Below are 16,904 nucleotides of genomic sequence, written 5' to 3'. Positions count from 1 at the left end.
CTCCGACGGCGGCCCCACGGCACGGGTAAGGACTGACTCTTCGTGACACCATCCGAGAATCCCGAGGCACCGGGTTCGAACGGGACTCCGGCGAGCCCGCCCTGGCAACGGGTCGACAAGGAAGGCGACTCCGAAGCGACGGTCAAGCTGGCCACGGACGAGGCGCTGTACAAGCCGGAGCAGCCGGCCGGGGAGACCCAGCCGGTCTCCCCGGAACAGCGCCCCGTGGTGACGGGCAGCGCCGCCCCCCGCCTCTTCGGCGGCAGCGGCGACACCCCACCGGGCGGCGAGCAGGCGATCCCGTCGGCGTCCGCGCAGCGAGCCCGACCGAGTGCCTTGCGCCGCCCGGGCCGCGGCCCGCGAAGGGCATCGCTGCAGGTCAAGCGGTTCGACCCGTGGTCGGTCCTGAAGCTGTCCCTGGTCCTCGGCGTAGCGATGTTCTTCGTCTGGCTGGTCGCGGTCGGCGTCCTGTACACGGTCCTCGACGGCATGGGCGTGTGGGACAAGCTGAACGGCACGTACTCGTCCCTGGTCGGCGGCGAGGGCGCGAACGCCTCAGCGGAACCCCTGATCAGCGCGGGCCGCGTGTTCGGCATCGCAGCCATCCTCGGCGCGATCAACATCGTCCTGGTGTCCGCCCTCGCCACGGTGAGCGCGTTCATCTACAACGTCTCCGCCGACCTGGCCGGCGGCCTCGAAGTCACGCTGTCAGAACGGGAGTGACCCGGTTACAGGGCCCCTTCGGGGGTCCTGTAAAGTTCTCCTCGTTCAAGGGCCTATAGCTCAGGTGGTTAGAGCGCTTCGCTGATAACGAAGAGGTCCCAGGTTCAAGTCCTGGTAGGCCCACACCGAAAACCCCGGTTCACGAGAACCGGGGTTTTTCCGTTCAGTCGTGTCCCATTGTCACCACCGCGCCGGTCTGCTGGGCGACTTCCACCTCGATGCGGCCCTCGCTGCTGTCCGCGATCTCGACCTCCCAGCTCGGCTGTCCCGGATACAGGTCAGCCCTGCCGGGAAGAGAAGGCCGGCAGGGCTGAGCAGTCACAGTCGATGCGCGTCACGGTCGCCTCTCGGCGAAGTGGCGCTTCGCGGCTCCAGCCGGACGGAACTCCGCGAAGGCAGTGGTTGAGGCCCGGGGGACACGGTGGGCGCACCGACCAGTGGGTACAACAGGGCGGCCCGGCCCGGTATTTCCCGGTGCATGTGACGTCCGTTACCCGCGATGATCGTGGTTCCACGTGGAACCACCGGCGCCCGACGGCGGCACAAGCCGGTGCAGTAACATCGCGGGGTAAGGGAAGCAAGCTGAGAAGGGGGCTTCGGTGAAGAAGCTGCTGGCACTCGCGGTCATCGCGGGCGGCGTCCTGTTCGTCGTGAAGCGCAACAAGGCGGCCAAGGCGGAAGCCGACCTCTGGCGCGAGGCGACCGCGCCGGTTCCCTCGAACAACGGCACCACGCCGGCCAAGCCGGCGGGCGCGTCCCACAACTGAGTCTTCTCGCGGGCGGCGGTGCGCCGTCCGCGTCCGGGGCTGTAGCTCAATTGGTAGAGCACCGCCTTTGCAAGGCGGGGGTCAGGGGTTCGATTCCCCTCAGCTCCACATCCCGACGAATCGGCCAGGTCTCCGGACCTGGCCTTCGTCGTCGTAAGACCCGGATGTCGAGAACCCGGAGCCGGCTCCGTCCCTGGGGTACGAGCGGCCGCCTGGGCCGCGGGAACACGGGAGGCAACCATGGCGATCCGGCGGATGGATCACACCGGCTTCGTGGTCGAGGATCTCGCGGCCGCTGTCGCGTTCTTCGTCGAACTCGGGATGGAGCTCGAAGGCGAGACGACCGTCGAGGGGGAGTGGGCCGATCAGCTGATCGGGCTCGACGGCGTCAAAGCGGACATCGCCTTCCTGCGGACGCCCGACGGCCACGGCCGGGTCGAGGTGTCGACCTTCCAGCATCCCGTCGCCACCGGTGCCGCGCCGTGGGCTCCCGTCAACACGCCGGGCATTCCGCGGCTCACCTTCGCCATCGATGACGTCGACGACGTCGTCGCGCGCCTGCGCGGGCACGGCGGTGAACTCGTCGGCGAAGTCGCGCGGTACCAGGACTATTGCCGCTACGCGTACGTCCGCGGTCCCGCGGGCGTCATCATCGGGCTCGTCGAAGAACTCAACTGAGGGGAACGCTGCCATGGCTGTCGCCGATGACCTCGACCGCGCCACCGACTCGGCGTGGGATTGGGTTGCCGAGCAAACCCGCACCTACCTCGCCTCCGGGGGAACCGAAGGGCACGAGTCGGACGGGGTCCGCACGCTGATCCTCGCCACCACCGGGCACCGGACCGGGGATCCGCGGCGCACCTGCCTGATCTACGGCACCTCCGGGAACGACTTCGTCGTCGTCGCCTCGAAGGGTGGAGCTGATGCGGATCCGGCGTGGTTCAAGAACCTCGAGGCGGACCCGAGCGTCGGGGTCCAGGCCGGCACCCGCCGGTTCACCGCCCGCGCGCGGGTCGCGTCCGCGGTCGAACGCGAGACGCTCTGGCCGATGATGGCCGAGATCTTCCCGCTGTACGACGAGTACGCGCAGAAGACCGAGCGGGTGATCCCGATCGTGCTGCTCACGCCGCAGGACTGACGTGACAGCGCCCGTGTCAGGGTGAGGTCAGGTCGGTGTCAGGCCGGCCGAACACAGTGCTCGCATGACAGAAATGGCGATCACGGCTTCCGGGCTTCGGAAGGCCTACCAGGACAAAGTCGTGCTCGACGGCATCGACTTGCAGGTCCCCGCGGGGACGATCTTCTCCCTCCTCGGCCCGAACGGCGCCGGGAAGACCACGATGGTCAACGTCCTGACCACGCTGCTCAAGGCCGACGGCGGCACGATCAGCGTCGCCGGCCACGACATCGCGGCCGAGACCAAGAAGGTCCGGTCCGCGATCGGGGTCACCGGTCAGTTCGCGGCCGTCGACGAGCTGCTCACCGGCGAAGAGAACCTCCAGCTGATGGTGGATCTGAGCGGGGTCAAGGACGGCAAGCGGGTGGTCGCCGGCCTGCTCGAACGCTTCGAACTCACGGAGTCGGCGCGCAAGCCGGCGTCGACCTACTCCGGGGGCATGCGCCGGAAGCTCGACCTGGCGATGACGCTCGTCGGCAACCCGCGGATCATCTTCCTCGACGAGCCGACGACGGGCCTGGACCCGCGCAGCCGCCGGACGATGTGGGCGATCATCCGGGACCTCGTCGCGGACGGCGTCACCATCTTCCTCACCACGCAGTACCTCGAGGAAGCCGACCAGCTCGCCGACCGGATCGCCGTGCTCGACCAGGGGCGGTTCGTCGCGGAGGGGACCGCCGACGAGCTCAAGCGCCGGCTGCCCGGCACCCACGTCCGGCTCCGCTTCGCCACCGTCGCCGAGCTGGACGCCGCCGCCCGTGTTCTCACCGACGCGACTCGCGACGACGAAGCGCTCGCGCTGCGCGTTCCCGGTGACGGCAGCTCGAAATCGCTGCGCACCCTGCTCGACCGGCTGGACGAATACGCGCTCACCGCCGAAGAGTTCTCCGTGCACACCCCCGATCTCGACGACGTCTTCCTCGCCCTCACCGGCCACGCCACGGAGGTTGTTTCCCGATGAGCACCCACGCCACGGTCATGCTTCGCCGCAATTTCAAGCACATCGCCCGGAATCCGACGTCGGTCTTCAACGCCGTCCTGATGCCGATCGTGATCATGCTGATGTTCGTCTACATGCTCGGGGACGCGTTCGACGTCGGCGTCGATTACGTCGACTACGCCACGCCGGGCCTGATGCTGCTGGCCATCTGCTACGGCCTCGGTGCCACGGCGACGTCGGTGAACTCCGACATGACGAAGGGAATCATCAACCGCTTCAAGGTCATGGACGTCTCGCGCGGCGCCGTGCTGACCGGGCACGTCGTCGCGAGCGTGCTCACCAACCTGATCGCCATCGCGGCCCTCGTCGGGGTGGCTTTCCTGCTCGGGTTCAGCCCTTCGGCGAGTTTCCTCGACTGGCTCGGCGTGGTCGGCATCATCGTACTGCTCGGATTCGCGGCGGGCTGGTTCACCGTCGCGCTGGGACTGGCCGCGAAAACGCCGGAAACGGCCGGGATGGCCGCCGTCCCGCTGGTGATGCTGCCGTTCTTCAGCAGCGCGATCGTGCCCGCCGACAAAATGGGGCCCGGCCTCCGGGAATTCGCCGAATACCAGCCGTTCACGCCGATCATCGAAACCGTGCGCGGACTGCTGACGGGGACCCCGTCCACCGGTTACGCCCTCGCCGCGATCGGCTGGTGCGTCGGGATCGCCGTGATCGGTTACGTCTGGGCGCGCGCGAAGTTCACGAAGCGAGCGTGACGCCGACCAGCTCGTCCCAGCTCGCCGCCTTCCCCTCCCGCGTCGCCTCGGTGAACCCCTCGTCACCGAGGCGACGCCGGGTTTCCGCTTCGATCCGGGCCACGTCCGGGTGGGACCGGTCCGGCAGCCCGCGCAGGGCCGCGCTCGCCGCGAGCAGGCGGGCGGCCTGCGCGGGCTCTTCGCTGCGCAGCGCGAGGTCCGCGACCCCGATGATGACCTGCGCGAGCGTGAGCGGGTGGCCTGTCTCGGACGCCGCTCGGAAGGCCGCGGTCCGGTGTTGGCGGGACTCGCCGACGTCCGAGGCCAGGTAACCGAGCAGGTCGCCGGTCACCGCGCGGACGTTCGGCAGCCCGGCGTGCTCGCCCAGCATCTTGGTCGCGACGTCGAGCTGGCGGCGGGCCTGCTCGACGTCACCGCGCCAGCGCGCGAGTTCCGCCTTCGACAGCGCCAGCTCGGCCAGCGCGTTCGGCCAGGCGACCCGTTCCGCGGCCCGCTGCGCTTCGGCCAGCGCGACCGCGCTCGCGTCTTCGTCACCGAGCAGCCAGTACAGCTGGGCCTGCCGCATCCGCATCCGCACGACGTCCTCGATGGCCCCGACCTCGGTGACCACCACGACCGCTTCTTCGTAGTACGCGCACGCGCCGGCGAATTCGCCGCGCACGGCGATGCGGTCGGCCAGCTCGGTCAGCGCGAACGACGTACCCCAGCGTTCCCCGATCGCGCGGAACTCGGCGAGCGCCGTCTCGAGGTCGGCGTCCGCTTCGCGATCGCCGTGGCCGAACTGGATCCGCATCTTGCCCAGTTGCAGCCGGGCCACCGCGCGGACCCACGGGTCCTCGTCGGCGAGCAGCGGTTCGAACGCGGTCAGCGCCGCGTCCGGCCCGTGCAGCAGGCGTTCCAGTGCGGGGGCGATCCGCAGCTCCACGTCGGCGTCCGGGGCCTGCAGGCTGATCTCGTAAGCCTTCCGGATCCAGTCCGCCGCCTGGGTTTCGTCGCTCTGCTGCCCGGACGTCACGAACTGGACGACGAACGAGTAGACGAGGCCGCGCAGGACGTCCGGCACTTCGCCGGGCACGGCCGTGGCCGCCAGGACCAGCTCGTTGCCCTCGGCCCGGTGCCCGCCGAGCCACCAGTACCAGGCGGCGCCGGCGGCCAGGCGCATCGCGGGTTCGGCTTCGGCCGCCGCGAGCGCGCCGCGCATCGCCGCCGAAATGTTCTCGTGCTCGGCTTCGAGCTTGGCCAGCCAGTCCAGCTGGTCGGCCTCGCGCAGGTGGGGTTTGGCGATTTCGGTGAGTTCGGTGAAGTACGCCAGGTGCGCGTGCCGCGCCGATTCCGTTTCGCCCGCCTCCGCGAGCCGCTGCTCGGCGTACTCCTTGATCGTGCCGAGCATCCGGTACCGCTGAGCACCGTCGCGTTCGCCGACCACCACCAGCGACTTCTCGGTCAGCGCGGTCAGCAGCTCGAGGACTTCCCACTCCTCGACGACGTCGCCGCCGCACACCCGCTCGGCCGCTTCCAGGCTCGCCCCGCCGGCGAACACCGACAGCCGGCGCAGCACGACGCGTTCGGCGTCGGACAGCAGTTCCCAGCTCCAGTCGATGACCGCGCGCAGCGTCCGGTGGCGGGGCAGCGCGGTGCGGCTGCCGCCGGTCAGCAGGCGGAAGCGGTCGTCGAGCCGGTGGGCGAGCTGGTCGAGCGACATCGTGCGCAGCCGCGCCGCCGCGAGTTCGATCGCCAGCGGCATCCCGTCCAACGCCCGGCACACGCGCGCCAACGTCGGCAGCGCGGTGTCGTCGGTCGCGAGCTCCTTGCGGACCGCGCCGGCCCGGTCCCGCAGCAGCCGGACGGCTGGGGCGGCCTCGATCTCGGCCGGGTCGGCGTCCGGCGAGGGCAGCGCCAGCGGCGCGAGCTGCCACAGCGCCTCGCCGGTGATGCCGAGCGGTTCGCGGCTCGTCGCGAGGATCCGCAGCCGGCGGCACTCCCCGAGGACCCGGTGGGCGAACGCCGCCGCAGATTCGATGACGTGCTCGCAGTTGTCCAGCACCAGCAGCATCGACCGCTCGCGGAGCGCGGCGATGACCCGGTCGGTCGGTTCCGCGTCCGGCGCCTCGCCGAGCAGTGCGTCCCGCAACTTCAGCGCGCCGAGCGTGGCCTGTGCGACGTCGCCGTCGGCGCCGATGGCCGCGAGCTCCACCACCCACGCGCCGTCGGGCAGGTCGCCGAGCAGCTGCCGCGCGGTTTCCGTGGCCAGCCGCGTCTTCCCCGAGCCGCCCGGCCCGATCACGGTGGTGAGCCGGTGCTCGGCGACGAGTTCGCTGACCGCGGTGACGTCGGCGTCCTTGCCGACGTAGCTGGTGAGCTCGGCTCGCAGGTTGGTCTTCCGGTCCGCCTCCGGCCGCGCCAGCTCGCCCCGCAGCAGCGCGACGTGCAGGGCCGAGAGTTCCGGCGAAGGGTCGACGCCCAGCGAGTCAGCGAGCGCGTCCTTCGTGCGCTGGTAAACGAGCAGCGCTTCGGTGTCGCGACCGCTCGCGACCAGAGCGCGCATCAACGCGGCCACGAGCCGTTCCCGCATCGGGTTCGCGGCGACCAGATCGGTCAGCTCGGCGACCACTTTGGTGCCGTTGCCGAGGTTGAGCTCCGCGTCGAAGTACTCCTCCATGGTGGTCAGCCGCAGGGCTTCGAGGCGCGTCACCGCCGCCTCGAGCGCCGCGCTTTCCGGCAGGTCGACGTCCTGCAGCGCCGGACCGCGCCACAGCTCCAGCGCTTCACGGAGCCGGCCCGGATCGCCGGTCAGGCGTTCGAACCGCACGGCGTCGACGTCGTCGGGCCCGAGCAGCAGCCGGTAGCCGGTCGGCTGCCCGTCGACGGACCCGTCCGGGAGCGCTTTCCGCAGCCGGGAAACCAGGCGTTGCAACGCGTTCGCGGCGTCGGCCGGCGGGTGCTCACCCCAGATCCAGTCGACCAGCGTCGCCTTCGGGACGACGTGTCCCGGGTCGAGCGCGAGGGCGGCCAGCAGGCCGCGCAACCGGGCGCCCGGCACGTCGGCCAGTGCGCCGTCGTCCGTCCGGACCTCGAATGGGCCCAGTATCCCGATCTGCACCAGGCCGATCTTGCCACGGGCGCCGGTGTCCGAGCGGTGTCAGGCCCGTGTCAGCCGGCCCGGCCATCGTGGCGGCAGCCACCACGAAAGGAAATCCGATGAGCGACGTCCTGCACGGTTTGCCCATGGCACGCGACGCCGGCCCGTTCGACCCGCCGAGCGAGATCAGCCGCCTGCGCGACACGCGCCCGGTCAGCCCGCTGATCGCCCCCGACGGGCACGAGTGCTGGCTCGTCACCGGCTACGAAGAAGCCCGGCAGATGATGGCCGACACCCGGTTCAGCTCCCGCCTCGACCTCGACGTCATCCACGTGCCGTACGAGACCGGCATGCCCGCCGCCACCGAGCCGTCGCCGCAGCTCCCCGGCATGTTCATCGCCATGGACCCGCCGGACCACGGCCGGCTGCGCCGCAAGCTCACCGGCGCCTTCACCGTCAAGCGGATGAAGACGCTGGAGGAGCACATCGTCGAGATCGTCGAGCGGCAGCTGGACCACCTGGCGGGGCTGACCCCGCCGATCGACCTGGTCAAGGAGTTCGCGCTCCCGGTGCCGTCGCTGGTGATCTGCGAACTGCTCGGCGTCCCCTACGCCGAGCGCGAGAGCTTCCAGGCGAACTCGGCGCAGTTCATGGTCCGCGACCAGCCGCTCGAGACGAAGATGGGCGCGTACGTCGCGCTGAACACGTACCTGACGGAACTCGTCACGAACAAGCGCGCCGAGCCCGGCGACGACATCCTGTCCGACCTGGCCCGCCACGAAGACCTGACGGTCGAGGAGCTCACCGGCGCCGCGTTCCTGCTGCTGCTCGCGGGGCACGAAACGACGGCGAACATGTTGTCGCTGGGCACTTTCGCGCTCCTGGAGCACCCGGAGCAGGCCGCCGAGCTGCGGGCGAACCCGGACCTGCTGCCGAGCGCCGTCGAGGAGCTCCTGCGCTACCTGTCCGTGGCCGACATCTTCTTCCGCTACGCCACCGAAGACCTGGAGCTGGGCGGCGAAACGATCCCCAAGGGCGCGACGGTCGTGGTCTCGCTGCTGGCCGCGAACCACGACCCCCGCCGCTTCGAAAACCCGGACACCCTCGACGTCCACCGCAACGCCCGCGGCCTCCTCTCCTTCGGCCACGGCGTCCACCAGTGCCTCGGACAGCAACTGGCCCGCATCGAGATGCGCGCCGGCTTCGAGGCCCTGCTGCGCCGATTTCCGACGCTGGAACTCGCCGTCCCCGCCGGGGAGGTGAAGCTGCGGACGGACATGAACATCTACGGCGTCCACGAACTTCCGGTGACCTGGTCGGCTACCGAAGGAAGCTGAGCACCGCGTCCCGGCCGGCGTGCCCGCGTTCGCGGTTCTGGATCGAGTGGGACTCGCCCGGCACGATCACCAGCTTGCCTTGCGGGGCCTGCGCCGCTTCCTCCTGCGCCCACTCCAACGGCGTCGACAGGTCGCGGTCGCCGTTGAGCAGCAGTACCGGGACGTTCGGCAGCCGGCCGGCCGGGTTCGAGGCGGGGCGCTCGGCCGGCCACGGGAGGCAGCTCTGGATGAAGCCCTGCTGCGTCGCGACTTCCGTGGTGTACGGCCAGGTCGCGCTCGGCGGCAGCGTCCGGGCGGCCAGTGACAGCAGCGGTTGGCGGAGCGCGACCGGCGTCGCCGCGGAGCCCCACGGGAAGCGTTGGTCCGCGCACAGCGTCGCCGCGTGCAGGCCGGAGCTGAACGCCGCCGGGTCGTCGCCGCCTGACTTGTAGGCCTCCAGCAAGGCGTCCAAGTGGGCCGGGTCGCCGGTGCGGGCCTCGTGGAGGGCGCCGATGAGGTCGCCCGCCTCCGCGTTGCGGTACGTCGGGTCGACGAACTCGTACGTGACGACCAGGTCGAAGATCCGCACCCCGTCGGCCGTGCCGCGGTGGCGGACCACCCACGCCAGGTCGTCGGCCGGGTCGTAGCCGCAGGCCGGGGCCACCGCGCACGCCGCGCGCAGCACGCGGGCCTCGGCCGTCAGCCCCGTCAGGTACAGCGACGCCGACGCCGTGGCGTGGTGCGGCAGCACCGAATCGAGGACGACCTTGCTGACGTTGCCCGGGTGCGCGAGCGCGTACCGCGCCGCCGTGAAGGAGCCGTACGAAACGCCGTCGACGACCATCTTCGGCACGTCCAGCGCGCGCCGCAGCTGGTCGAAGTCCGCCACGGTCTGGTCGGTCGAATACAGCGGTGCCGTGTCGCCGAGGATGCGCGCGCATTCGAGCACGGCTTCGCGCGACGGCGTCGCGATGTCCGAGCTGCCCATCTGCTCCTGCAGCCCGGGGCACTTCAGCGCACCCGACGGTCCGGTGCCGCGCTGGTCGAGCATGACGAACCGGTAGTCCTTCGCGACTTCCGGCAGGCGTTGCTCGGCGATCCGCGTGATCGTGCCGACGCCGCCCTGACCGGGGCCGCCGGTCAGGAACAGCAGCACGCCCTTGGGCGCGTCCACGTTGTCGGCGGTCGCCACGGCGAGGTCGAGCGTGCCGGGCTTGCGGCCGGTGTGGTCGAACGGCACGGTCAGCGTCGAGCAGGTGAAGCCCGGTTGGCCCGGGCACGGGTGCGGGTCCGTCAGCTTCGGTCGTCCCCCAGGACGCGCGTCGGCCGAGGCCACACCCCCGAGTGCGGCGGTCAGCGCCAGGACCAGCCCGGCGGTCAGGATCTTCGAGCGCATGGGTGCATCATGCGCACAGCCGCCCGCGTGCCGGATACCCCCGATCAGGGCTTGACGCAGGAAACCTTCGCCCGCACCGCACCCGACGGCGTGGCTTCGCCCGCGGTGTTCGGCGCGTTGTCGCGGCGGTTGACGTCGGAGTTCGTGACGCACAGGCGGCCGTCCGGCAGCAGCACCGGACTGGTCGGGAACTCCAGCGGCCCGCCATCGCGCAGCTTCGACGCCGGATCGGCGGGGTTGCGGAAGTACTCGCTCACGCGGCCGTCGCGCCGGGCCACGACGATCGCGTTGCGCTCGTTCACCGCCGTCCAGACGCCGCCGGCGCGGTCGAGGACGATCCCGTCGGCGCCTTCGAGGTACGGGTGCTGCACCTCGAGCTGGTCCAGGCACAGGGTGTTCGCGGGGAACGCGGCGTCGCACCCGGTGGCGGCGCGGGGATTGCCCGCGCGATCCATCGGCACCCGCCACAGCGCGCCCCGGGCGGTGTCGGCGATCAGCAGCGTGCCGTCCGCGGTGAACGCGAGGCCGTTCGCAACGATGTGCTGCGACCCCAACGTGTCCGCCGCCGTGCGGCCGTTCGGCTTGATGGTGACCGTGCCCGGCGGGAGGCCGCGCACGTCCCGGCCGACCCCGCCGGCGAGCACGTCGCTGACCATCGGCTGCACGCGGAACTGCTCGACCGCGACGCCGTTCGCACCGGCCCGCCAGACGCGCCCTTGCCCGGTGCCGCCGTCGGAGATCCACAGCGCGCCGTCGCGGTCGAACGCGAGGCCGTTCGCGCCCGGGACGCCGCTGGTGAACACCGTCGCGGCCGGCGGGTTCGCCGCGTCCGGCACGAACGAGACCACGGTGTCGGCGTTCGCCACGTACAGCCGGCCACGGCGGTCGAACGCCAGCCCGGCCGGGTTGCACGGCGCCGGGATCGTGCCGACGACCGCGGCCGGGCCGCCGGAAGCCGCGACGCGGTAGACGGGACAAGGATCCGCTCCGCGAGCCGGGGTGTAGAGGTTGCCGTGCCCGTCGGTGGTCAGGCCTTCGAGCCCGAGCGGGGACGCGAACACCGTCTCGAAGACGGCGGGGTGCCGCGGCGGGCCCGCTTCCCCGGCGGAAGCGCCGGACAGCAGGCCGGCGGACAACGCGGCGGTGGCGGCAAGGACGACGGTTCGGCGCATCTGGGCCTCCGTTTTGTCGGATTTCCTGCCTACGCCGCCGCGTCCGGCGCGTCAAGGCCAGAGGCGCTCGCGGACCCAGCCGCCGTCGGTCCTGCGGTAGCGCAGCCGGACGTGCCGTCGATCGTGGCTCGCCTGCCAGAACTCGACGACGTCCGGGTCCACGAAGTACCGCGTCCACGTTTCGGGTGCGGTGCCGGGGTTTTCCGCGACCCAGCGGTCCGCTTCCGCGGCCGCGTCGAGGAGGTCCGCCGGGTCGTGCAGCACCTGGGACTGGCGACCGATGAACGCTTCGACGCGGGAAGCGGGCGGCCGGGCGAGGAAGTCCTCGGCCGACACCTCGGGCGCGGCCGGGGAAACCGGTCCGCGCAGCCGGACCTGGCGGCCGCGGCCGGGCCAGAAGAACGTCAGCGCGGCCCGCGGGTCCTTGCTCAGTTGGCGGCCCTTCGGGCTTTCCGAGCTGGTCGCGACCGCCCAGCCGGCCGGCCCGACGTCCTTGAGGATCACGACGCGGGCGTCGGGCGCGCCATCGGCGTCCACTGTGGACAGCGTGACGGCGTGCGGCGCGAGCACGTGTTCACCGGCTTCGGTCAGCCACTCGAGGAACAGCGCCTGCGGGTCCGGCGGTGCCGTTTCCGGCGTGAACACGGGGAGTTCTTCTGGGAACGACGGCCAGCCGCGCACCTGCACCATGTCAGTAACCGTACGGCCCCTGCTGCGGGTGGTGCCCGGGCGGCGGGTAGGCGGGCGGCTGCGGACCGCCCGGGCCGACGACCGGCGGCGGCGGGACCTGCGGCATCGGCGGCTGCTGCTGCCAGCCCGGCGGCGGTTGCGGCGCGGGCGGCTGCTGTTGTTGTTGCTGCGCCTGCTGCCACTGCACCTGCTGGTAGACCTCGGCGGGCTGCGGGAAGCAGTACGTCAGCTTGGCGTTGACCGAGCCCTGCACCGCGGCGCCCCAGAGCTTCCCGCCGACGAACGCGAACATCTGCCCGGCCGAGAGGTCGACCGCGACCATCCGCGTCTCGCCGCCGAACTGGTTGCCCGACTTCGCCGACGCGGCCTGCGCGGCGTCCGGGTACACGCGCTGCCCGACGAGCCCGGCGATGACGACCGAACCGGCGGTCCAGCCCATCGTGCCGATCAGGTTCGCGCGGGCGTGCTGCGTGGCGCGGCCGGTGAAGTCGTACAGCGCGGCGGCGCTGACCTCGGGCACGGCGGCGGCGATGACGCAGTAGTTCATCGTCGAGAGCATCACCGACTCGGTGAACAGGCCGACGACGGCGGTCGCGGGCCCGATCGGCACGGAGTTCAGCCGGCCGCCCGAACGCTGGATGCGCTCGGCCACCGCGCCGAGGTACTGCTCGGGGGTGAGCACGCCGGGACCTCCCTGATCTGGACCGATCTCGCCGCCATCGTCTCACGGCGACTTCAGCCAGCGGTTTTCACACACGCCTCATGGTTGACTGTGCGCGCTATGCGACGACTCGTACTTCTCGCGCCCGCCGTGGTCCTGCTGGCCGGCTGCGGCCCCAGCATCGTGACCGGCACCGCGACCCCCAGTTCGCCGTCCGCGTCCACCGCCGCGGGGTCCGGCCTGCCGCCGGAGCCGCAGCCGGGCGCGACCGAGGACTGCCCGTACCTCGGCAGCGAATTCGTGGCCGACTCGAACGGCCAGCACGTCTCGAAGGTGCGCGTGTCCGCCGACCAGCCTCACCCGGCGTGCTTCTTCTATCGCCCGGACGGGAAGGTCCAGCTCACCGTCCGGGTGTACGTCGGGGACGCGAAGACGGCGACGGCGCTGGTCAACCAAGCGGCGCCGGTGGAATCGTCGAACCCGGCGAGCGACCCTTCCGGCTGGAAGGGCGGCTATTTGTCCACCGACGACGGCGCTGTCTACGCTGTCGCCAAGGGGTCGGCGGCGGTCATCGCGACCACGAACCAGAAGCAAAGCGTGAAGGCACGCACAGTGGTCAAGAAGGCTATCGCTGCCCTGAAGCTCTAGGTAGCGGGCTCCACACGGGTGAGTGATGTTGATCTTGTATTACCCTGTGCGTCACGCGCAGGCTTCGTGGACTCGCGCACCGCAGCCACCGGGGCATCCCCACCCCGGGGCGGGGCACCAACTCTGCAACGACAAAGGACAAGATTCGTGGCTGACACCCTCAAGGAAATCCTGCTCGACTCCAGCCGTCGCCCGGCGGTCGTGACCGACTTCGAGACCCTCGTCGACGCCGAGGTCTCGGACAAGGGCGGCGTTTCGGGTGCCGTTGTGAAGACCGGCTTCGCCGCGGTCAAGAAGATCAAGCCGGGCATCATCCCCTCGGCCGTCGACACCCTGCTGCCCGACTTCGTGGGCGCGCTCGAGCCGTTCTACGGCGACTACCGCGCCAAGGGCGGCAACGACTTCGGCGCCTACCTCGCCAGCCGCTCGGACGAGGCTTCCGACGCGCTGCTGAGCGTCACCGACTCGCGCGCGGAGAAGAGCAGCCGCGACAGCATCAAGAAGGTCTACGGCAAGCTGCGCCCGAACGGCAAGAAGAACGTCGAGGAGGCGCTGCCCCGCCTGGGCGCGCTGGTCGACAAGCACGCCGCCAACGCGTGAGCTAGCCCAGAGCACGACTGAAGAGGCCCCCGGTGCACCCCCGGGGGCCTCTTCGCGTCGTGTTCAGTTCTTCTTTTCGGCGGGCGCCGGTGAGGGCGCCTTGCCGTTCGCCTGCGGGGTCGGCTTCGCCGCTTCGGCGGGCTTCGGCGCGGGCGGGGTGGCCTTCGGCGGCGCGGGCGCGACCGGCGGCTCCTGCTTCGAACGGAGGGCGTAGGCGGCACCGGCGCCGACCACGACCAGGCCGAGCAGCCACGGCCACTTGCGACGGCTGCGGGTGCCCTTGGCGGCCGACTTGGCCTCCGTCAGTGCGGCGTAGAAGTCCTTCTTCGCTGCCTTGAAGTCCTTCTTGCCGCGGCGCTTCGAGTCGCCGGCCGCCTTCGCGGCCTTGATGGCGGCCTTCTTCGCCTTGCGACCCGGCTTGCGCAGCTCGGACAGGCGCGCGAGCGCCTCCTGGCGAGCGGCCTTCGAGCTCTTCTTGAGCTCCTTGCGGGTCAGTTCCGTCTTCTTCGCGAGCTTCTTCTGCGCGCGCCGCCCCTGCTTGACACCCTCGGTGACGAGTTTGTCGGCGGTCTCGACGGCCTGGGCTGTCGCCCGGGACATGGGCTTCACCTCATCATTCGTTTTGACACTGCTCTGTTACCCGTAACCTATCGTGCCCCTTTTCCGCGCCGCCCGCCGCAGATGGCACGATGAAGCTCGTGAAAGCTACGCTGCACACCAACCAGGGTGACATCCACCTGAACCTGCTCCCCGACCACGCGCCGAAGACGGTCGCGAACTTCGTCGGGCTCGCGGAAGGCACCAAGGAGTACACCCAGCCGAACGCGGCGGGCACGAACTCCGGGCCCTTCTACGACGGTTCGATCTTCCACCGGGTCATCGACGGCTTCATGCTGCAGGGCGGCGACCCGACCGGCACCGGCCGCGGCGGCCCCGGCTACAAGTTCGGCGACGAGTTCCACCCGGAGCTGCAGTTCAGCAAGCCGTACCTGCTGGCCATGGCGAACGCCGGGCCCGGCACCAACGGCTCGCAGTTCTTCATCACCGTGGCGCCGACCGCCCACCTGAACTTCCGCCACACGATCTTCGGCGAGGTGGCCGACCAGGAGTCGCGCAACGTCGTCGACGCGATCGCGCGCACCGCCACCGGTCCGGCGGACCGTCCGCTGACCGACGTCGTGATCGAAAAGGTCACCGTCGAGCACTGACGGCCCGTGCAGCGAGGTTTCGGTAGGTTGGTGCCATCGTGAACCAACCGCCGAACCCCGCCGCCGAACAAGCCGCGCTCCCCGGGTGCTGGTGGCACCCGAACCGCCCGACCGGACTGAGCTGTTCCCGGTGCGGGCGTCCGGCGTGCCCGGATTGCCTCCGCGAAGCCCCCGTCGGCTTCCAGTGCACCGACTGCGTGCACGCCGGGGGCCAGCAGCAGCGCCGCCAGCACCGCGACTACCAGGAAGCCGGCTTCGGCCAGCGGACGGTCTTCGGCGCGCGCCTCTCGCAGTCCGTGCTCGTCACCCAGGTCATCCTCGCGGTGAACGTCCTGGTCTTCCTCTTCACGGTCTTCCAGGCCCAGAGCCTCAACGACAACGACTTCTCGTCGCTGTTCCAGTACGGCAAGCTCTACGGTGACGCGACCCTCGGCCACGGCGAGTGGTGGCGGGTCTTCACCAGTGGTTTCCTCCACTACGGCCCGATCCACGTCGCGGTGAACATGTTCTCGCTGTGGATGATGGGCCGGTCGCTGGAGCAGGTCTGCGGCCGGGGCCGCTACCTGGCGCTCTACTTCATCGCCATGCTCGGCGCCTCCGCGGCCGTGCTGCTGTTCGACGACCCGCAGAAGTCGACCGCCGGCGCGTCCGGTGCGCTGTTCGGCCTGATGGGCGCCTACGCGGTGATCGTGCTCAAGCTCCGGCTGAACCCGACCGGGCTGATCATCACCCTCGCCCTGAACGCCTTCATCACCTTCGGCATCCCGGGCATCTCGATCTACGCGCACGTCGGCGGCCTGGTGACCGGGGCGCTGGTCACGGTCGCCCTGCTCTACGCGCCGGAGACGAACCAGGTGCGCTGGCAGGCGATCGGGCTGGGGATCATCGTGCTCGCCATCGTCGGGCTGCTGGCGTACCAGGGCAGCCAGTTCGGGCCCGAGACCTGCGGGTTCGTCCAGTACCGCGGGGTGCAGCTCTACAGCTGCGGTTAGCTGCGCGCGCGCAGCGTGCTGAGGACGTCCAGGACGTCCCGCGGGTCCTCGCCGAGGTCCAGCCACCCGAAGACGTACAACTGCTCGTCGTGCTCGACCTCGAGGGTGACGCCGTCGCGGCCCAGCCGGCGCGTGCTGCGCAGCCGGGTGCGGGTCTGCGCCCACGGCAGCCGGTGCGTGCCGTTCAGCGTGCGGGCCACCAGGCCTTCGGCGTCGGCGGCCAGCCGCGGCCGGACGAGCGTGGCGTGGGCGGCGAAGGCGCCGACGGCCGCCGCCGCCAGTGCGAACAGCACCAGCCCGCCGCGGTCGCCGACGAGAGCGTCGGTCACCACGCCGGCCAGCAGCAACGCCGTGACCGCCCAGGCCGATACCACAACGGCCTGGCGAGGCGCCCAAGAGGTGGGGTAGTTATCCACAGGGGTTATCCACACTGGGGATGAGTCACACCGGTGTAATTCGACGTCAAGCCGCCATTCGGCGTAATAATCAACGCCAGCGCATCGTCATCAGCAGACCCGCGATCATCAGCGCGAACCCGCCGGCGAAGTTCCAGTTGCCCAGATCGGCCATCCAGGAGATCTTGTCGCCGGCGATGTAGTTCACCAGCAGCCACACCAGGCCGACGAGCATCAGCCCGAACATGGGGATCTTCCAGGCCAGGCCGGTGGGGCCGGCCGCCCGCACCTTCACCGGCGTGCGCCGGTCGGCAGGCGGGGTGTAAGCGGTCTTCTTGCGGACCTTGGACTTGGGCATCGTGTGTTCCTCGCGGTGCTC

At 70.7% G+C, this 16,904-nt stretch carries 19 protein-coding genes and 2 tRNA genes; 13 read left to right on the top strand and 8 right to left on the bottom strand.

Annotated features, from left to right (window positions below):
- The first annotated feature begins 42 nt into the window (after positions 1–42).
- From SD460_RS06010 to SD460_RS05975, 8 genes are all read left to right on the top strand, one after another.
- The gene (locus tag SD460_RS06010; protein WP_290054608.1) at positions 43–723 is read left to right on the top strand and encodes a DUF3566 domain-containing protein; all 681 of its coding nucleotides are present in this window, start codon (positions 43–45) and stop codon (positions 721–723) included.
- 49 nt (positions 724–772) lie between these two features.
- Positions 773–846 (top strand) — tRNA-Ile (locus tag SD460_RS06005).
- 476 nt (positions 847–1,322) lie between these two features.
- The gene (locus SD460_RS06000) at positions 1,323–1,490 is read left to right on the top strand and encodes a DLW-39 family protein (RefSeq protein ID WP_086679331.1); all 168 of its coding nucleotides are present in this window, start codon (positions 1,323–1,325) and stop codon (positions 1,488–1,490) included.
- Between the two features lie 35 nt (positions 1,491–1,525).
- Positions 1,526–1,598, top strand: a tRNA-Ala gene (locus SD460_RS05995).
- A gap of 132 nt (positions 1,599–1,730) precedes the next feature.
- Positions 1,731–2,168 carry a VOC family protein gene (locus SD460_RS05990; protein ID WP_290054603.1) on the top strand — a complete coding sequence of 146 codons (438 nt, stop codon included), beginning with the start codon at positions 1,731–1,733 and terminating at the stop codon, positions 2,166–2,168.
- A gap of 13 nt (positions 2,169–2,181) precedes the next feature.
- Positions 2,182–2,628, top strand: coding sequence for a nitroreductase family deazaflavin-dependent oxidoreductase (locus tag SD460_RS05985; protein WP_318305975.1), 447 nt, complete (start codon positions 2,182–2,184; stop codon positions 2,626–2,628).
- A 64-nt stretch (positions 2,629–2,692) separates the two neighbouring features.
- Positions 2,693–3,628 carry an ATP-binding cassette domain-containing protein gene (locus SD460_RS05980; protein ID WP_290054600.1) on the top strand — a complete coding sequence of 312 codons (936 nt, stop codon included), beginning with the start codon at positions 2,693–2,695 and terminating at the stop codon, positions 3,626–3,628.
- On the top strand, positions 3,625–4,368 hold the full coding sequence (locus SD460_RS05975) for an ABC transporter permease (RefSeq protein ID WP_290054598.1): 744 nt from the start codon (positions 3,625–3,627) through the stop codon (positions 4,366–4,368). The genes SD460_RS05980 and SD460_RS05975 overlap by 4 nt, the downstream gene beginning before the upstream one ends.
- On the opposite strand, the gene SD460_RS05970 is transcribed toward SD460_RS05975, so the two are convergent.
- Positions 4,352–7,468, bottom strand: coding sequence for an AfsR/SARP family transcriptional regulator (locus SD460_RS05970; RefSeq protein ID WP_290054596.1), 3,117 nt, complete (start codon positions 7,466–7,468; stop codon positions 4,352–4,354). The genes SD460_RS05975 and SD460_RS05970 overlap by 17 nt on opposite strands.
- 98 nt (positions 7,469–7,566) lie before the next feature.
- Between SD460_RS05970 and SD460_RS05965 the strand changes: the two genes are divergently transcribed.
- Positions 7,567–8,784, top strand: a complete 1,218-nt coding sequence (locus SD460_RS05965) for a cytochrome P450 (RefSeq protein ID WP_290054595.1) — start codon at positions 7,567–7,569, stop codon at positions 8,782–8,784.
- On the opposite strand, the gene SD460_RS05960 is transcribed toward SD460_RS05965, so the two are convergent.
- The 4 genes from SD460_RS05960 to SD460_RS05945 are packed head-to-tail and all read right to left on the bottom strand — an operon-like array spanning position 8,768 to position 12,703.
- Complete coding sequence (locus SD460_RS05960; RefSeq protein WP_290054593.1) at positions 8,768–10,159, bottom strand: alpha/beta fold hydrolase; 1,392 nt, start codon at positions 10,157–10,159, stop codon at positions 8,768–8,770. The genes SD460_RS05965 and SD460_RS05960 overlap by 17 nt on opposite strands.
- Before the next feature lie 44 nt (positions 10,160–10,203).
- Positions 10,204–11,331, bottom strand: a complete 1,128-nt coding sequence (locus SD460_RS05955) for an SMP-30/gluconolactonase/LRE family protein (protein ID WP_290054591.1) — start codon at positions 11,329–11,331, stop codon at positions 10,204–10,206.
- Positions 11,332–11,382: 51 nt separating this feature from the next.
- Positions 11,383–12,021, bottom strand: coding sequence for a pyridoxine/pyridoxamine 5'-phosphate oxidase (locus tag SD460_RS05950; RefSeq protein ID WP_290054590.1), 639 nt, complete (start codon positions 12,019–12,021; stop codon positions 11,383–11,385).
- Between the two features lies 1 nt (position 12,022).
- Complete coding sequence (locus tag SD460_RS05945) at positions 12,023–12,703, bottom strand: hypothetical protein (RefSeq protein WP_290054588.1); 681 nt, start codon at positions 12,701–12,703, stop codon at positions 12,023–12,025.
- 99 nt (positions 12,704–12,802) lie between these two features.
- Between SD460_RS05945 and SD460_RS05940 the strand changes: the two genes are divergently transcribed.
- Positions 12,803–13,330: a DUF2020 domain-containing protein gene (locus SD460_RS05940; RefSeq protein ID WP_290054586.1), complete on the top strand. Its 528-nt coding sequence runs from the start codon at positions 12,803–12,805 to the stop codon at positions 13,328–13,330.
- A gap of 147 nt (positions 13,331–13,477) precedes the next feature.
- Positions 13,478–13,930: a DUF6918 family protein gene (locus SD460_RS05935; protein ID WP_290054584.1), complete on the top strand. Its 453-nt coding sequence runs from the start codon at positions 13,478–13,480 to the stop codon at positions 13,928–13,930.
- 63 nt (positions 13,931–13,993) lie between these two features.
- Here the strand turns inward: SD460_RS05935 and SD460_RS05930 are convergent, their stop codons facing one another.
- A complete protein-coding gene (locus SD460_RS05930) occupies positions 13,994–14,530 on the bottom strand; it encodes a hypothetical protein (RefSeq protein WP_290054582.1) in 537 nt (178 codons plus the stop codon).
- 89 nt (positions 14,531–14,619) lie between these two features.
- Between SD460_RS05930 and SD460_RS05925 the strand changes: the two genes are divergently transcribed.
- Together SD460_RS05925 and SD460_RS05920 are read left to right on the top strand one after the other, a co-directional pair.
- Positions 14,620–15,138 (top strand): peptidylprolyl isomerase, encoded by a 519-nt coding sequence (locus SD460_RS05925; RefSeq protein WP_290054580.1) that lies wholly within the window; start codon positions 14,620–14,622, stop codon positions 15,136–15,138.
- A 38-nt stretch (positions 15,139–15,176) separates the two neighbouring features.
- On the top strand, positions 15,177–16,130 hold the full coding sequence (locus SD460_RS05920; protein ID WP_290054578.1) for a rhomboid family intramembrane serine protease: 954 nt from the start codon (positions 15,177–15,179) through the stop codon (positions 16,128–16,130).
- Here the strand turns inward: SD460_RS05920 and SD460_RS05915 are convergent.
- Both SD460_RS05915 and crgA read right to left on the bottom strand, forming a co-directional pair.
- Positions 16,127–16,504, bottom strand: a complete 378-nt coding sequence (locus SD460_RS05915) for a PH domain-containing protein (RefSeq protein WP_318305974.1) — start codon at positions 16,502–16,504, stop codon at positions 16,127–16,129. The genes SD460_RS05920 and SD460_RS05915 overlap by 4 nt on opposite strands.
- Positions 16,505–16,616: 112 nt before the next feature.
- Positions 16,617–16,883, bottom strand: coding sequence for a cell division protein CrgA (gene crgA, locus SD460_RS05910; protein WP_033261030.1), 267 nt, complete (start codon positions 16,881–16,883; stop codon positions 16,617–16,619).
- Positions 16,884–16,904: the final 21 nt, after the last annotated feature.

Source organism: Amycolatopsis solani, from assembly GCF_033441515.1.
Classification (GTDB): Bacteria; Actinomycetota; Actinomycetes; order Mycobacteriales; family Pseudonocardiaceae; genus Amycolatopsis; species Amycolatopsis solani.
The sequence above is the reverse complement of the archived record's forward strand: the minus strand, read 5'-3'. Positions and strand labels throughout refer to the sequence as shown.

Bases quoted from the DNA above. Each gene is read 5' to 3' on its own strand.
- SD460_RS05990 (WP_290054603.1), top strand. From the start codon at position 1,731: ATGGCGATCCGGCGGATGGATCACACCGGCTTCGTGGTCGAGGATCTC.
- SD460_RS05985 (WP_318305975.1), top strand. From the start codon at position 2,182: ATGGCTGTCGCCGATGACCTCGACCGCGCCACCGACTCGGCGTGGGAT.
- SD460_RS05980 (WP_290054600.1), top strand. From the start codon at position 2,693: ATGACAGAAATGGCGATCACGGCTTCCGGGCTTCGGAAGGCCTACCAG.
- SD460_RS05975 (WP_290054598.1), top strand. From the start codon at position 3,625: ATGAGCACCCACGCCACGGTCATGCTTCGCCGCAATTTCAAGCACATC.
- SD460_RS05965 (WP_290054595.1), top strand. From the start codon at position 7,567: ATGAGCGACGTCCTGCACGGTTTGCCCATGGCACGCGACGCCGGCCCG.
- SD460_RS05960 (WP_290054593.1), bottom strand. From the start codon at position 10,159: ATGCGCTCGAAGATCCTGACCGCCGGGCTGGTCCTGGCGCTGACCGCC.
- SD460_RS05955 (WP_290054591.1), bottom strand. From the start codon at position 11,331: ATGCGCCGAACCGTCGTCCTTGCCGCCACCGCCGCGTTGTCCGCCGGC.
- SD460_RS05950 (WP_290054590.1), bottom strand. From the start codon at position 12,021: ATGGTGCAGGTGCGCGGCTGGCCGTCGTTCCCAGAAGAACTCCCCGTG.
- SD460_RS05940 (WP_290054586.1), top strand. From the start codon at position 12,803: ATGCGACGACTCGTACTTCTCGCGCCCGCCGTGGTCCTGCTGGCCGGC.
- SD460_RS05930 (WP_290054582.1), bottom strand. From the start codon at position 14,530: ATGTCCCGGGCGACAGCCCAGGCCGTCGAGACCGCCGACAAACTCGTC.
- SD460_RS05925 (WP_290054580.1), top strand. From the start codon at position 14,620: ATGAAGCTCGTGAAAGCTACGCTGCACACCAACCAGGGTGACATCCAC.
- crgA (WP_033261030.1), bottom strand. From the start codon at position 16,883: ATGCCCAAGTCCAAGGTCCGCAAGAAGACCGCTTACACCCCGCCTGCC.